Source organism: Ensifer sp. KUDG1 (genome assembly GCF_050434285.1).
Taxonomy (GTDB): Bacteria; Pseudomonadota; Alphaproteobacteria; order Rhizobiales; family Rhizobiaceae; genus Ensifer.
The window spans coordinates 66798-81460 of the sequence record NZ_JBNDIG010000016.1 but is presented as its reverse complement, the minus strand read 5'-3'; the positions used below and the strand labels follow the sequence as shown (position 1 = coordinate 81460).

Sequence of the window (14663 nt, the reverse complement as noted above, 5' to 3'; positions counted from 1 at the left end):
ATGAGGACGGATCATCCTATGACCAGGGAACCGAAACGCTTCGATGCGGATGCAAAGGGGCCGCTCCACGGCATTCGTGTCGTCGATCTGTCCCGCCTCGTTGCCGGAAACATGCTGTCGCTTCAGCTCGGCGATTTCGGTGCAGACGTGATCAAGGTCGAGCCGCCGGCCGGCGATCCGTTGCGCGACTGGCGCGACGGCGGAAGCTCGCTCTACTGGAAGACCTACGGCCGCAACAAGCGGTCGGTGATGCTCAACCTGCGCGAACCGGCGGCGATGGACGCGCTGTTCAAGCTGCTCGACACGGTCGATGTCTTCATCGAGAACTTTCGGCCGGGCACGCTCGAAGAGATGGGGCTGGCGCCCGAGAAGCTTCTGGCGCGCAATCCCGATCTGATCATCGTGCGCATTTCCGGCTTCGGCCAGACCGGTCCCTACGCGGAGCTTCCCGGTTTCGGCACGCTGGTGGAAGCGATGAGCGGCTTTGCGGCGCGCACCGGGTTTCCGGATCGCGAGCCGGTGCTGCCGCCGCTGGCACTTGCCGACATGATCGCCGGCATCTACGGCGCGTCCGCCGTCAGCACGGCGCTTCTGGCCCGCGAGCGAGGCATTGCCCGCGGCCAGGTCCTTGATCTTTCCCTGCTTGAGCCGATGTTCTCGGTGCTTGGGCCTGAGGCGGCGATCTACAAGACCACCGGCAAGATCAAGGAGCGTGTCGGCAGCGGTTCGAACACGACCTCGCCGCGGAACGTCTATCGCTGCGCGGACGGCAAGTTCGTCGCCTTGTCCGGCTCGACCCAGGCCGTGGCGAAGCGGATCTTCGAGATCATCGGCCGGGCTGACATGATCGACGATCCGCGCTTTGCCACCAACACCGACCGGGTTTTCAACCGGCCGCTGGTCGACGAGGCGGTGGGGGCCTGGTTCGCGACGCGCGATCGCGATGACGCACTCGACGTAATGCGGGAGGCGGGAGCGACCGTCGGTCCCGTCTACAACATCGCCGATGCCTTTTGCGATCCGCACTTCGTCGAGCGCGAGGTTTTCACCGAGGTCGAGGATCGTGATTTCGGTTCGCTGCCGATGCACAACATCCTGCCGCGGATGTCGGGAACGCCCGGCGTCTGGCGCAATCCGGCGCCGTCGCTTGGCGAAAACACGCGCGACGTGCTCGCGGAAGCCGGTCTGTCGACCGACGAGATCGATCTGATCATGGGAGGACGAACCGAATGAGGCTGCGCTCGCTCCTTTACGTCCCCGGCAGTTCGCCCCGGTTCCTTGAAAAGGCGCACGAACGCGGCGCCGATGCGATCATCGTCGATCTCGAAGACGCGGTCGCGCCGAGCGAAAAGGAAACCGCAAGGGCGGCACTCGGCAAGAACCTGCCGATGGTCGGGCAGCGCGGTGCCATCGTCATCGTCCGGATCAACACCCATGACGAGGCCGCGATGCTCGCGGACGCAGCGGCAGCCTGCGAAGCCGGCGCCGACGCGCTCTACGTGCCGAAGGTGTCCTCGCCCGAGCTTCTGCACCGGCTCGACCGCCATCTAACGCCGATCGAAACCGCGAAGCAGCGCAGCCCGATGCGCTTTGTGCCGCTGATCGAGGATCCGATCGGATTGCAGAATGTCGCGTCCATCGCGGCAGGGCCGCGGGTCTTTGCACTTTCGGCCGGTGGCGAGGACCTCGCCACATCGATGGCGGCACAGCCGACGCCGGAGGTTCTGCGTCTTCCGAAGCTCCTGATCCATTATGCGGCTAAGGCGGCGGGGATCATGTCCTTCGGCTTGCTGCGCAGCACGGCCGACTATGCCGACAAGGTGGCACTGACTGCAGCCATCAGGGAGGCCAAGGAATTCGGCTTCGATGGCGCGACCTGCATCCACCCGAGTGTCGTTGCCCTGCTGAACGACGGCTTTTCACCGTCCGAGGCCGAGATCTACCGCGCCCGGCGCCTCATCGAGGCTGCAGATGCGGCCGCAGCGGACGGCGTCGGTGCCTTTGTCTTCGAGGGCAAGTTTGTCGACCTGCCGATCGTCACGCGCGCCCGCGCCTTGCTGACGCGCGCCTCACATTGACCGCACCCCCAGCGTGGGGAAGCCTATTGGAGAAAACAGTGTCAAATCCTTCCAGCGCCATGGGAGCGCGCCGCAAATGGCGCGTTCTCGTGACCCACAATTCGATCGCCGAGAGTGCGGTCGAATTGCTCAACGCGCATGACTGCGACGTCTTCTTCTCGCCGCCCTACGATGCCTCCGACATCGTCGCCGCGCGTGCGGCCGAACTCGGTATCGACGCGATCATGGTTCGCCAGGGCCAGATCAACGAGGCGGTGATCGCCGCCTCGCCGAAGCTGAAGGTCATCGTCAAGCATGGCGTCGGCGTCGACAATGTCGACATCCAGGCGGCGGCTGACCGGGGCGTGCCGGTATTGCGTTCCATGGGATCGAACGCGCGCGCGGTCGCCGAACACGCGATCGCCCTTTCGCTCGCCTTGCTCAAGGAGATCGGCCCGCTGACGGCAGCGGTCAAGGACGGCCGCTGGCCGAAGCCGACCTTCATGGGGCGGGATATCATCGGCACGATGATGGGGCTCGTCGGTTATGGCGCGATCGGACGCGAGACGGCTGCGATGGCCCGCGCGCTCGGCATGGACGTGATCGTCTACGATCCGCATGCGGCGGCGGGGCTCGCCGAGGCGAACATCGAAACCGTCAGCGGCGTGGACGACCTTGTCCGCCACGCCGATATCGTCAGCCTGCATTGCCCGCTGACGGCCGAGACGCGCCACCTGATCGACGCCCGTCGCCTTTCGTTGATGAAGCCGACGTCGTTCATCGTCAACACGGCGCGCGGCGGCCTCATCGACGAGGCAGCGCTTGCCATCGCCTTGCGCGACAAGCGCATCGCGGGTGCCGCCCTCGACAGCTTCGCCACGGAACCGCCGGCTGCCGACAATCCGCTGTGGGCGGCGCCGAACCTGCTCGCCACGCCGCATATCGGCGGCGTGACCAAGGGCTCGTCGAAGGCCATGGCGGAAATCGCCGCGCGGCACATCATCAGCGTGCTCGGCGGCGAAGCGCCCGACGCCTTCAGCCTTGCAACGCCGAAGAGCCTCGGCCTGCGCAAACGGCCAGCCTAACCGTTCCGAGGAGAGAACAAGATATGCCGATCGGTTTCCGAGTGAAGAGCGACATGGAACGTGTCGATCCCTCCTATATCGAGGCGTTCCGCGCCTTGCCCGTCGCCAACGTGTCCGACAGCATGTCCCGGCTGGTCGCCGGCGGCGACCGGCTGCGCCCGATGCATGGCGGCGGCGTGCTTTGCGGCCCGGCGCTCACGGTCAAGACCTGCCCCGGCGACAACCTGATGCTGCACAAGGCGATCGATATCGCCAAGCCCGGCGACGTCATCGTCGTCGATGCCGGCGGCGATACCACCAATGCGTTGATGGGCGAGTTGATGCTGGCCCATGCGGTAAAACGTGGGGTCGCGGGCTTCGTCCTCAACGGTGCGATCCGCGACGCCGAGGCCATTCGCGCCCAGGACCTGCCGCTTTACGCAATCGGCGTGACGCACCGGGGACCCTACCGCACCGGTCCCGGCGAAATCGGCTTCCAGATCTCGATCGCCGGCATGGTGATCAATCCAGGCGACCTCATTCTGGGAGATTTCGACGGCGTGGTGTGCATACCCAGAGCCGATGCCGACACGGTTCTCAAGGCGACCCGCGCCAAGCACGAGGCCGAGGCCAAGCAGATGAATGCGACGGTGCTCGGCGAGATCGACCGGTCCTGGGTTGACCGAGAACTGGAAAGACTGGGCTGCAGCTTCGTCGGCGAGGGCGCCTGAAACGCGCTCGCGAGCGCCCGAGATCGAAGGCGCCGATGCGGCCCGTTCGGCGTTGGCTCGCCCGGGGCGGGTTCGGCCGACATTCGGGGGACATGCCCGATTTTGATTGTGGCGCCGCCGGTTGGCGAGGTGTTGCCGCTCGCCCGACCGGTGCTAGGGGGACGGTAGAACCGGTCGTATTCGAGATCAAAAACGGAAATTCAGGCCCGTCTTGATCGCGTGATTGACCAGATTGTTCGAGCCCTTCACGCCACCGATCGTGGAGTCCACGCCGTTGAAGCGGGTCTGGCTATACTCGACCTTGCCGGAGATGTTTTCGGTGAACCCCATCTCGGCGCCGGCGCCATAGGTCCAGCCCGTGTGCCAGCGATCGCCGGAGGTCACGGTGCCCTTGCCCTCGAAGCGCGCGGTGGTGACGCCGACCGTGCCGTAGAGCAAGACGTTGTCGAGTGCGTAGCCGGCCTTGGCGCGGGCGGTGCCGCTCCAGGTTTGCTGCAAGGCGCCGCCCTTGCCGACCTGATACTGCAGGCCACCGGCGCGCGCCGCCTCGATCTCGCCGCCCACCACGAACTGGCCGAACTGCTGGTTGTAGCCGACCTGGACGCCGCCGTTGATCTTGTTCTTGCTGCCCTTCTGGTTCGAGGAGCCGGTGCCGATGTGGCCACCCGCATAGGTCCCCGTCCAACGATCCACATTGGCAAAGTCGACGCCCGAATTGTTGAAATCAGCGGCCTGCGCCGCCGAAGCGGCTGCGGCAACGCCCAGAGCAAGCGCGGCCGTCTTGAAGTTGAGTGTCATCGATCGTTTCCTTTATTGTCGCGGACCGGTCCGGCCCGTTCAATGCGATCGATTTGCCTCATCTGCTTGCAGGTTCCGCGCAGAGTTCATCCGGGTTTCATGGAGAGAGTACGCTTTGCGCGCCTTTGCTCCCGCATTCGGTCGGCAAGGCGATTTCAAAGGTCATGCCGCCGAACTCGTTTCGCTTTGCGCTGGTCGAACCGCCATGGGCTTCGGCGATCGCACGAACGACCGAGAGGCCGAGGCCGCTGCCGCCGCTCGCTCGCGATCGGGAATCGTCCGCGCGCCAGAACCGATCAAACGCGTGTTCGATGTCGAGATCGGACATGCCGAGGCCCGTATCCTGGCATTGGAAGATGGCTTCCGAACCTCTCATCTTCGCCACGATGGAGAGCCGGCTGCCGGGTGCATAGCGGGTGGCATTGTGCATGATTGCCAGCAGGGCCTGTCGAACCTTGGCGCGATCAAGCGTCATCGGCGCCCGGCTGAGGTCGAGCGATACCGGCATCCCCGCCTTGTCGAACTCGCCGAGCATCGCGGCGACGGCGGTCTCGACCTCCTCGCCCATGTCGCCCGGCTCCAGGCGGAGCTCCAGCCGCCCCACATTCGAGAGCGCCAGGATGCGAAGATCCTCGACGATGCTGGTCAGGTGATCGATCTGGCCGATCAAGCCATCGTAAAGTTTGGTGGTTGGTTCGAAGAGGCCATCGCGCATGCCTTGCAGGCGGCCACGCAGCACCGTTAGCGGCGTTCGCAATTCATGGGCGATGGCGTTGTTCTGGTACTGCAACTCCTTCTCCGCGCTCTCCAGCAGCTCGGCCATGCGATTGAAATGGTCGATCACGTCGTCGACCTCCCCCAGTCGTCGCGATCGAACCGGCACGCGGGTGGAGAAGTTTCCCATTGCAATCGCCTTTGCGGCATCGCGGATGAGCACCAGCGCGTTCACGATCCGGTGGCTGAGGCGACCGCCGATGATCGCAGCGATGATGAGGCTGACGGCGAGCACCGCGGCCATCACCAGGAGCTCGACCAGGGTGACCGGTTCGAGGACCGCGTCCGAGTGCATCAGGTAGAGGACGTACATGTAAATGAACGATCCCGACGTCAGCACACCAATGGTGGCTGTCACCGCCAGAAACATGTGCTTCGTCAGAAGCCAGTTGAAGCCTCCGATCGCCCATTCCCTTTTCTTGGGATAGCTGCTCGGGATTGGGCCGACGGCTAGGTCTGTCGTTTGGGGATCGCTCATGGTGGTTCTCGGAGTTTCTCTGCAATCAGCGGTGCAACCGGAAGGCACAGGATTCGTTGAGGCCGTGTGTGGGTTGCGTGGAGAGGGCGCCGAAATCGGAGGAGCAAACGTTCGAGGACCCATGCCATCCCGGCGCAACCACGGCCGGCGGCGTCGGTTTGCGGTGCTTTGCAAAGAATCTGTCGGGTAACCGCAAAGGTTGCAGATGCGCTTTCGCGAAGCGCGCGAAGGTAGGTTCGTCGGGGCCTGTGGCGGGTGGCCTGCAGGGCGGGGAGCCCATCCGCAACCAGGTGGCATCGGCCGTTGCAGACCCTTGCAAAGATTCTTGCATTTCTATTATTGACGGCATGGAAAATTGCAGGAACGATGGATCCTGCAAATGAACTTGCGGGGACGTCATGACGATACTCGATCGCATTAAGACGCATTCCAGGCGGCTTACCGATGCGGATCAGAAGCTGATCACGACCATGCTGGAAAACCGGGCGGAGGCCGCGTTCCTGTCGGGCCCGCAGATTTCGCAGCGCGCCTCCGTGCATGAGGCGACCGCCACCCGACTGGCGCAGAAGCTCGGCTACAAGGGTTTTCCGGATCTCCGCGCCCAGTTGCAGCGCGAGGTGCTGGACGATCAGGACGCGGCCAACCGCATGCGCCGCTCGGTCTCGAAGGTCGAGCATGGCGACTACCTGACCGATCTGATCGCAGCCGAGATCAGCGCGCTCGAAACGCTCGCCCGCTCGGTCGAGCAGGCGGACATCGACAGGGCGGCCGACATGATCTTTTCGGCGCGCCGGGTCTTCATCTTTGGGCAGGGGCACGCGCAATCGGTTGCCGGTTTCCTGCAGCGTCGCCTCGACCGCTTCGGCATGACCACGATCCAGCTGACGGGGCGCGGCCGGGACATCGCCGAGCGCCTGGTCGGCATGGAGGCGGGCGACCTGGTCGTGGCGCTTGCCTTTCGCAAGCAGCCGCAAAGCTACGGCCCGCTGGTGCGGCACGCGACGCGGGTCGGTGCGCAATCGATCCTCGTTTCCGATCTGGTCGGGCCGCTGATGGAGCCCGCCGCCGATCTGATGCTCGCAGCGCCGAGGGGGCGCTCGGGCAGCGAATTTCAGACACCGACGATCCCGTTTGCGATCGTCAACGCCATCGTGCTCACGATCGCCGGCCGCCACCAGGGGCAGGTGATCGGCAGGCTGGAGAAGTTGTCGGAGTTGTTCAACGACTTCGATTAGAGCGTCGTGCGTTCACATGAACGCAAGAACGACGCTAATGCTTTGATTCTAGAGCATCTTTACGCCAGAAAGTGATCCCACTTGAAGGCAGGATGCTCTAGGGGGGAACTACAAAGGGAGGAGAACGAAATGCTGAAGAAACTGACCAGTGCCGCGCTTGCCGCGTGTTTCGCATTGCCAACCTTGGCGATGGCGTCCGATCTCGACGGCCTGACGCCGCAGCAACTGCTGCCGCTCGCACAGAAGGAGGGAAGCGTCACCGTCTTCTCGCTGTCGAGCCGCATCGCCAAGATCGAAAAGGCCTTCGAAGAGACCTATCCGGGCATCGACCTCATCGGCCTCGATATGAGTTCGACCAAGCAGATCGCCCGCATCGAAGCCGAACAGCAGGCCGGCGTGCATGCGGTCGACGTGCTCTATATCGCCGATACGCCTGTCGTGTTCACCAAGCTTCTGGAGGGAAAGCGGATCGTGAACTACGTGCCGCCGCGGGTCGCGAATGAACTGGAGGACCGCTACAAGGCGCCGCTTTTGACGCAGCGCCTCTCGACCAAGGTGCTGATGTACAACGAGAAGGCCTTTCCTGACGGTTCGCCCGTCAGCAATCTCTGGCAACTCACACAGCCAGAGTGGCAGGGAAGGGTGCTGATGGTCGATCCGAGCCAGCGTGGCGAACTGCTCGACCTCCTGACCGAGATCGCGCTGCATCCGGACGAGATGGCAGCCGCCTACAAGGCGCAATTCGGCAAGGATATCGAAGTGGAAAGCGATCTTCAGGGCGCCGGCGAGCAGTTCATCAAGGACCTCTTCGCCAACGACCTGATCCTGGTTCCCAACAGCGATGTGCTCAACAAGTCGGTGGGCGACGTCAACGCCAAGAACCCGCCGGTCGGTTTCGGCACCTATTCCGACCGTCGCGACAATGAGAAGGAAGGCTGGGCGCTGCAGATCGCCAACAATGTCGAGCCGGCCAACGGCATCCTGTTTCCGGCGGTTCTGACGGTCGCCGACAAGGCGCCTCATCCGGCGGCTGCTCGGTTGCTGATCGACTTCATGTTCGGCGACGACACGCCGACCGGCGGGGCGGGCTTCGAGCCCTTCAACGTCCCCGGCGACTACGCAACCCGCAAGACCATCGCCCACCATCCGGACTCGGTGAAACTCGATGACTTGAAAGCCTGGACGATCGATCCGGCAAAAACGGCCGCCGCGCGCGGACGCATCGCCGACCTGATCATCACGCTCCAGTAACGGAAACCGTCTGTCGGCATGCTCTACACCGGGCGTGCCGACAGACGCCGAGGCCCTGACATGACATCCCTATCGATATCCGCACCATCGGGCAGCCGGCTGCTCCGATCGGGCTTCCTCTTGCCGGCACTTCTCGTCGCCATCGTCGCGATCCTGGTCGTCGCTCCGCTCTTGCGCATCCTCTTCACGACGCTGACGCCCGAGGGCATCGCGGCCTGGAAGGCGGTGCTTGCCAGCCCGCTCTCCGCCAATCTCTGGTGGCGACCGCTTCTCAACACCATGATCCTCGGCTTCAGCGTCGGCGCCGGCTGCCTGCTCATCGGCGGCTTCCTTGCGTGGCTGGTGGTGCTGACGGACGTCCCGGGCCGCCGTTTCCTCGGCCTGATGGCATCGCTGCCCTACATGATCCCGAGCTTTGCCGCAGCCCTTGCCTGGGGCACGCTGTTTCGCAATTCGCGTCTCGGCGGCTCGGCCGGCTTCTTCGAGACCAGCGGTCTTGCCATTCCCGACTGGCTCGCCTGGGGCCTGATCCCGACGGCGATCGTGCTGATCGCGCACTATTATTCGCTCGCCTATACGATCATCGCCGCGGCCTTGAGCTCGGTCGGCGCCGATCTCGTCGAGGCAGGCCAGATGGCCGGCGCCAAGCGCCCGCGCATCTTCTTCGGCATCATCCTGCCGGTCGTCACGCCGGCGCTGATTGCGGCTGCGTCGCTGACTTTCGCCGGGGCTGTCGCCAATTTCGCAGCCCCCGCTTTGCTCGGCCTGCCGGTGCGCATGCAGACGCTTTCCACGCGCCTCTTCGGCATGATCGAGACGGGCCAGAACGAACGCGGCTTCGTGCTTGCGCTGTTGCTCATTGCGGTCTCGGCGCTGTTCCTGTGGCTCTCCGATCGCATCGTCTCCGGGCGCAAGGCCTTCATCACTGTGACCGGCAAAGGCGGGCGGACCAAGCGCTTCCCGCTCGGCGCCTGGCGCTGGCCACTCTTTGCCATCGCCGTCGTCATCGGGCTTTTGACCACGGTGCTGCCGGTTCTCGTGCTGGCCGCATCGAGCCTGGCACCGCAAAGCGGCGCGCTGTTCTCCAATTGGACGCTGCATTTCTGGATCGGCGAAGGCGGCGGCGAGATGGCGCAGGGGCAGGCGGGTATCTTTCGCAATCCGGTGCTGATCGACGCCATCTGGAACACGATCCGTCTTGGGCTCGTCGTCGCCTTCACCACGATGCTGCTCGGTCTGGCGCTCGCCTATACCATCGTGCAGCGCCGCGGCAGCCTGCTTGCGACGCTGCTGAGCCAGCTCGCCTTCCTGCCGCTCCTGGTGCCGAGCATCGCCTTTGCCGCCGCCTATATCGCGCTCTTCGGCGCGCCGATCGGGCCGCTGCCTTCGCTCTACGGCACCTTCGCGCTGCTGGTCATTGCCGCATCGGCGCACAATCTGCCCTTTGCCGTGCAGTCGGGGCGGTCGGTGCTCGGCCAGATCTCCGCCGACATCGAGGAAAGTGCAAGGCTGACCGGCGCGGGACTGATCCGTCGCCTGTTCGCGATCATCTTTCCGCTCGCGATCCGGGGCCTCTTTGCCGGCGCGATCCTCGTCTTCGTCAAGATGGTGCGGGACCTCTCGCTGGTCGTGCTGCTGTTCACCGCCACCTCGCCGGTGCTGAGCATGGTCGCCTATCGCTATGCCGCGGAAGGCTTCATGCAGTTCGCCAATGCCATCACCCTCGTCATCCTCGTCGTCTGCCTGGCTGCCTCCTTCGTGGCCCACAGCCTGCAGAACCGTGTCCAGAAATGGAAAGCACCATGAATGCCTTAGCAACCGGCACCGCGGACGCCATCAAGATCCGCAGTCTCGTCAAACGCTTTGGCGCCTTTACCGCCGTCAAGGACGTCAACATCTCGGTACCAGCGGGGTCCTTCCTCGTGCTCGTCGGCCCCTCGGGCTGCGGCAAGTCGACCCTTCTGCGCATGCTGGCCGGGCTTGAAAGCCCGAGCGAGGGCGAAATCGCCTTCGTCGGGCAGACCGTGTCGAGCGGCGCGGGCGGCGTCATTGCCGACGCCGGCAAGCGCAACGCCGGGCTCGTGTTCCAGAGCTATGCGCTCTGGCCGCACATGACGGTCGCCGGCAATATCGCCTGGCCGCTGAAGGTCGCCAGATGGCCGCGCGACAAGCGCGAGCAGCGTGTGCGGGAAGTGCTTGCGCTTCTCGGCATCGACATGCTGGCCGAACGGTATCCAGCCGAGATCTCCGGCGGCCAGCAGCAGCGCGTGGCGATCGCCCGCACGATCGCGCCGCAACCGAGCATCCTCCTGTTCGACGAGCCGCTGTCGAACCTCGACGCCAAGCTGCGTATCGAGATGCGCAGCGAACTGATGCGCATTCACCGGGCGACCGGGGCGACGTCGGTCTATGTCACCCACGACCAGGTCGAGGCGATGACCATGGCGACCCATGTCGCCGTGCTCAACAACGGTCGCGTCGAACAGTTCGGTAAGCCGATCGATCTCCTGCGCAACCCGCAGACCACCTTCGTTGCGACCTTCCTCGGCACGCCGCCGGCAAACCTTATACCGGTGCACCGCGCCGGCGACGGTCTCGTCTTCGGCGATATGGTGCTCGCGCCGGCTTCCCTGGCCGCCGGCCGCGACGATGCGCAATTGCTCTACCGCGCCGAAGACGTGAGCGTCGGCGCGGTCGCCGGAGCGCCGTCGCTTACGGCCCGCTTTGCCGAAGCGGCCCCGATCGCGGGCCGAACCATGGTGACCGCCATGGTCGGCGACCTGCGCATCACTGCGATGGCCGACAGCTACTTCACCGCCACGCCGGGGGAGCCGATCCCCCTTTCCTTCATTCGCACACCCGATGCGGTTTTCGCCGCCACCGGAGAAAGGATCCAACAATGAGGCTCATCCTCATGCGCCACGGCGAGACCCAGTGGAACGCCGAACAACGCCTTCAGGGACAGGACAACTCGCTTCTGTCCGAGCGGGGGGTCGCGCAGGTCAGGCGTTTTCGCCCCTACGCCAAGGCGTTGAAGCCGGTTCGCATCATTGCCTCGGACCTCGGCCGCACCCGGCAGACGGTCGCCCTCATCGGTCACCCGGACGCGCCAACTGACGAGCGCTTCCGCGAATTGGACATGGGCGAATGGACGGGACGGCGCAAGCCGGACCTGATCGCCGAACGGCCGGAAGAATATGCAGCCTGGCGCGCCGGCACCTTCACGCCGGCCAACGGCGAAACCTGGGGCGCCTTTCGCGGCCGCGTGGCCGAAGGTGTGCACGACTGGATGTCGCGCACCGAAGGGGACCTGCTCGTCGTTGCCCATGGCGGGGTCGTGCGCGCCGCCTGCCACGAATTCCTCGACCTTCCGCCCTCACGCGTCGTCCCGGTGACGCCGGGGACGGCGACCATCCTGCATTTCCCGCGGCGCGGCAGCATGGCGGCGCAGCTGGAGGGCTACAACATCGGATCTGTCGCACCCGACGATTTCGTCGCCGACTGATACTTGCGGCGAGCGAGGGGCATGAGATGAACTCCGGAACATTGGTTATCCTGGAACTTCTGGGTGGTGTGGCGCTGCTTCTATGGGGCGTGCGCATGGTGCGCACCGGCGTCATGCGCGGTTGGGGCGACCGGCTGCAGCGCTTTGTCGAGGAGCGCCTGTCGAACCGGCTTGCCGCCTTCGGTGGCGGGGTTCTTGCAACCGCCGTGCTCGGCAGCGCCACGGCGATGGCGCTGATCGTTTCGGGGCTTGCCGGCGCAGGCGCAATCTCGGCGCAAACCGGACTGGCCGTGCTGCTCGGGGCGGATATCGGCTCGGCGCTCGTCTCCGGCCTCTTTGCCTCCGGCTCGTCGTTGGCGGGCGTGCTCGCTCCGCTGTTTCTCCTGACCGGCTATGTCGCGTTCAGCGTGTCCGATGAATTCCGGCCGCGAAACGCCGGTCGCATCCTGATGGGCCTCGGCCTGATGCTGATGGCCCTGAAGGTGATCGTGTCGGCGACCGCGCCACTTCGCGAAGCCACGCTTTTCCACGACGTCCTGCAAGCGGTTGCAACGGAACCGGTGCTGGGTTTTCTCGTCGGGGCGATGCTCGCCTGGCTGTTCCACTCGACACTTGCCGTCATCCTGCTCGTCGCCTCGCTCCTGATGAACGGCAGCCTCGAAGTCGCCGGCGCCGTCCCGCTCATCCTCGGGATCAATTTCGGCGGCGGACTTCCGGCGGTCAGCGCCACGCTCGACCAACCGCCATCCGCCCGCAAGCTTCCGATCGCCAATCTTTTCTGCCGCGGCCTCCTGGCCGTGTCGCTGCTGCCCCTCGCGCGGCAGATCGTGGACATTGCCGGTCGTCTGCCCACGGATCCGTTGCACGTCGCCGTCGGCCTTCACGTTGCCTTCAACCTGCTTGTTGCCGCCGTGTTCCTGCCGCTGTCATCCTTCGTCGTCAGCCTTGTGGAGCGGTTGGTTCCACAGGCGCCGAGCGCCGCCGATCCCCTGGCGTCCCCGCGTTATCTCGACAGCATGTCGCTGGAGACGCCGGCAATCGCGCTCAGCAATGCGACGACCGAAACGATCCGCATGAGCGAATTGCTGGAGCGCATGTTCCGGATGGCGCTGACGTCGCTGCAGGCCGGCAGGCTCGAAAATCTGAAGGAACTGTTGCCCGTGGATGCGCGGCTCGGCAACTACATGGCCTCGGTGCACGCCTATCTCGGGCAATTGACACAGGACCGCTTGCCGGCCGGAGAGACGAGCCGGGCCCATGAGATCATGTTGTTTGCGAGCAATCTCGAACATGCGGGCGACGTCATCAAGCTGAGCCTCGCCGATCGCATTCGGGCAAAGATAAAACAGGACATCCAGTTTTCGGCGAGCCAGCGCGCGGCGATCGAGGCGCTCTCCGAAGTGATCGTTGCGTCGCTGAGACTGCTGCCGGCGGCTCTCTCGTCCAGGGATGTTGCGGCCGCATCGCGGCTCGCGGCTCAAAAGGACCGTTTTCGCGAACTCGAAGACGAAATCGTCCGGCGGCATCTCGGCGGCGAGCATGTGGAGACGGCGGCTGGTGCGAGAGACAATGCCCTCTTCATCGATCTGGTGCGCGACCTCCACCGGATCAATTCCGATATCGCAGCCGCCGGCTATCCGCTGGTGCAGGCGGCCGGTCTGTTAAGCAGCAGCCGGATTATGAACGTGGGAGCGGTTGCCGTTGCGAGATAACGGCCAGCGTGTGGTCGGCCGGTTCGATCGATAGGCGACGGGTTCGCCGTCGCCTGCCGCGCAGCGCCGGTAGATCCCGCGCCTAGAGCTTGGCCGAGACTGCCGTCGCCGCCTCGCGAATGGTCTGCATCAGAAGCGAGAGGGCGAGCGTTGGCGCTGCGTCGGCGCGCATGGTCAGGCCAACAGGACCTTTCGTTTCACTGGTGTCGATCGGCAAGATCGCGATCGTGCCATCGTCGACATCTGCGGCGACGACGCCGGCGGAGATGATCCAGATCGCATCGCTCGCCCGCACGAAGGCGCGGCCGAAGGCGTCCGACACCGTCTCGATCTGGTTCGGCAGACTGGCGATGCCGTTGGTGATCAGGAAGCGCTCGACGAAGGGACGGATGATCGAGGCGCGCGTCGGCATCAGCACCGGGAAATCCGCAAGCCGCGCGAACGTCGAATGCGCACCGGCAAGCAGCGGATGCCCGGCCCTGACGGCAAAGACCACCTGTTCCGAATAGAGATGTTCGAAGGAAAAGCCGGTCATCTTTTCCGGTGCCGCAAGCCGCCCGACGACCAGATCGAGATCACCGACGCGCAGCTGCTCGAGGAGGACTGCGTTCTCGCCGGTGACGATCTTGATGCGGGCGCCGGTGTCTTCCTTGAGGAACAGCGTCATGGCGTGCGGCATGATCCGCGTCGAGACCGTCGGCAGCGCTCCGATGCGGACCGGCACGCCGTCGCCGGACCGTTCCTGCGAGACGGAATCGAGCCCCTGGCGAAGCGCCGTCAGCGCCGCACCGGCGTGGCGCAGGAAGACCTCGCCGTAGCGGGTTATCTTGATGCCGCGCCCGTCGCGCTCGAAGACGGCGACGCCAAGCACCTCTTCGAGTTCGCGGATTGTCTTGGTCACCGCCGGCTGGCTGACATGCAGCAGCTCGGCCGCCTTCATCACGCTCTTCTGCCGGGAGACCTCGACAAATGTCTGCAGATGGCGAAACTTGACCCGGGCGTCGATCATGGAATTCATAACCCTCAAGTTAATGAAATGCCATGAAATATCATTTTAC

At 64.7% G+C, this 14663-nt stretch carries 13 protein-coding genes; 10 read left to right on the top strand and 3 right to left on the bottom strand.

From position 1 onward, the window contains the following. Nucleotides 1-18 precede the first annotated feature (18 nt). The 4 genes from M2267_RS28920 to M2267_RS28905 are packed head-to-tail and all read left to right on the top strand — an operon-like array spanning nt 19 to nt 3852. Nucleotides 19-1233, top strand: a complete 1215-nt coding sequence (locus M2267_RS28920; protein WP_429119349.1) for a CaiB/BaiF CoA transferase family protein — start codon at nt 19-21, stop codon at nt 1231-1233. Then, nucleotides 1230-2078, top strand: coding sequence for an HpcH/HpaI aldolase/citrate lyase family protein (locus M2267_RS28915; RefSeq protein WP_429119348.1), 849 nt, complete (start codon nt 1230-1232; stop codon nt 2076-2078). Before M2267_RS28920 ends, M2267_RS28915 begins: the two co-directional genes overlap by 4 nt. A gap of 38 nt (nt 2079-2116) precedes the next feature. Next, nucleotides 2117-3142, top strand: a complete 1026-nt coding sequence (locus tag M2267_RS28910) for a hydroxyacid dehydrogenase (protein WP_429119347.1) — start codon at nt 2117-2119, stop codon at nt 3140-3142. Between the two features lie 23 nt (nt 3143-3165). After that, nucleotides 3166-3852 carry an RraA family protein gene (locus M2267_RS28905; protein ID WP_429119346.1) on the top strand — a complete coding sequence of 229 codons (687 nt, stop codon included), beginning with the start codon at nt 3166-3168 and terminating at the stop codon, nt 3850-3852. Between the two features lie 186 nt (nt 3853-4038). Here M2267_RS28905 and M2267_RS28900 read toward each other — a convergent pair whose 3' ends face one another. Together M2267_RS28900 and M2267_RS28895 are read right to left on the bottom strand one after the other, a co-directional pair. Continuing rightward, the gene (locus M2267_RS28900) at nt 4039-4650 is read right to left on the bottom strand and encodes an outer membrane protein (protein ID WP_429119345.1); all 612 of its coding nucleotides are present in this window, start codon (nt 4648-4650) and stop codon (nt 4039-4041) included. 97 nt (nt 4651-4747) lie between these two features. Continuing rightward, a complete protein-coding gene (locus M2267_RS28895) occupies nt 4748-5902 on the bottom strand; it encodes an ATP-binding protein (protein WP_429119344.1) in 1155 nt (384 codons plus the stop codon). 398 nt (nt 5903-6300) lie between these two features. On the opposite strand from M2267_RS28895, the gene M2267_RS28890 reads away from it, so the two are divergent. From M2267_RS28890 to M2267_RS28865, 6 genes are all read left to right on the top strand, one after another. Then, nucleotides 6301-7137 (top strand): MurR/RpiR family transcriptional regulator, encoded by an 837-nt coding sequence (locus tag M2267_RS28890; RefSeq protein WP_192450461.1) that lies wholly within the window; start codon nt 6301-6303, stop codon nt 7135-7137. A gap of 129 nt (nt 7138-7266) precedes the next feature. Next, a complete protein-coding gene (locus M2267_RS28885) occupies nt 7267-8388 on the top strand; it encodes an ABC transporter substrate-binding protein (RefSeq protein ID WP_429119343.1) in 1122 nt (373 codons plus the stop codon). Between the two features lie 60 nt (nt 8389-8448). Then, the gene (locus tag M2267_RS28880; RefSeq protein ID WP_429119342.1) at nt 8449-10194 is read left to right on the top strand and encodes an ABC transporter permease; all 1746 of its coding nucleotides are present in this window, start codon (nt 8449-8451) and stop codon (nt 10192-10194) included. Continuing rightward, nucleotides 10191-11291, top strand: a complete 1101-nt coding sequence (locus M2267_RS28875) for an ABC transporter ATP-binding protein (RefSeq protein WP_429119341.1) — start codon at nt 10191-10193, stop codon at nt 11289-11291. The genes M2267_RS28880 and M2267_RS28875 overlap by 4 nt, the downstream gene beginning before the upstream one ends. Continuing rightward, nucleotides 11288-11893, top strand: coding sequence for a histidine phosphatase family protein (locus M2267_RS28870; protein WP_077963034.1), 606 nt, complete (start codon nt 11288-11290; stop codon nt 11891-11893). The genes M2267_RS28875 and M2267_RS28870 overlap by 4 nt, the downstream gene beginning before the upstream one ends. A 26-nt stretch (nt 11894-11919) precedes the next feature. Then, nucleotides 11920-13605 carry a Na/Pi cotransporter family protein gene (locus tag M2267_RS28865; protein WP_429119340.1) on the top strand — a complete coding sequence of 562 codons (1686 nt, stop codon included), beginning with the start codon at nt 11920-11922 and terminating at the stop codon, nt 13603-13605. Between the two features lie 82 nt (nt 13606-13687). Here the strand turns inward: M2267_RS28865 and pcaQ are convergent, their stop codons facing one another. After that, nucleotides 13688-14614 carry a pca operon transcription factor PcaQ gene (pcaQ, locus tag M2267_RS28860; protein WP_429119339.1) on the bottom strand — a complete coding sequence of 309 codons (927 nt, stop codon included), beginning with the start codon at nt 14612-14614 and terminating at the stop codon, nt 13688-13690. Nucleotides 14615-14663: the final 49 nt, after the last annotated feature.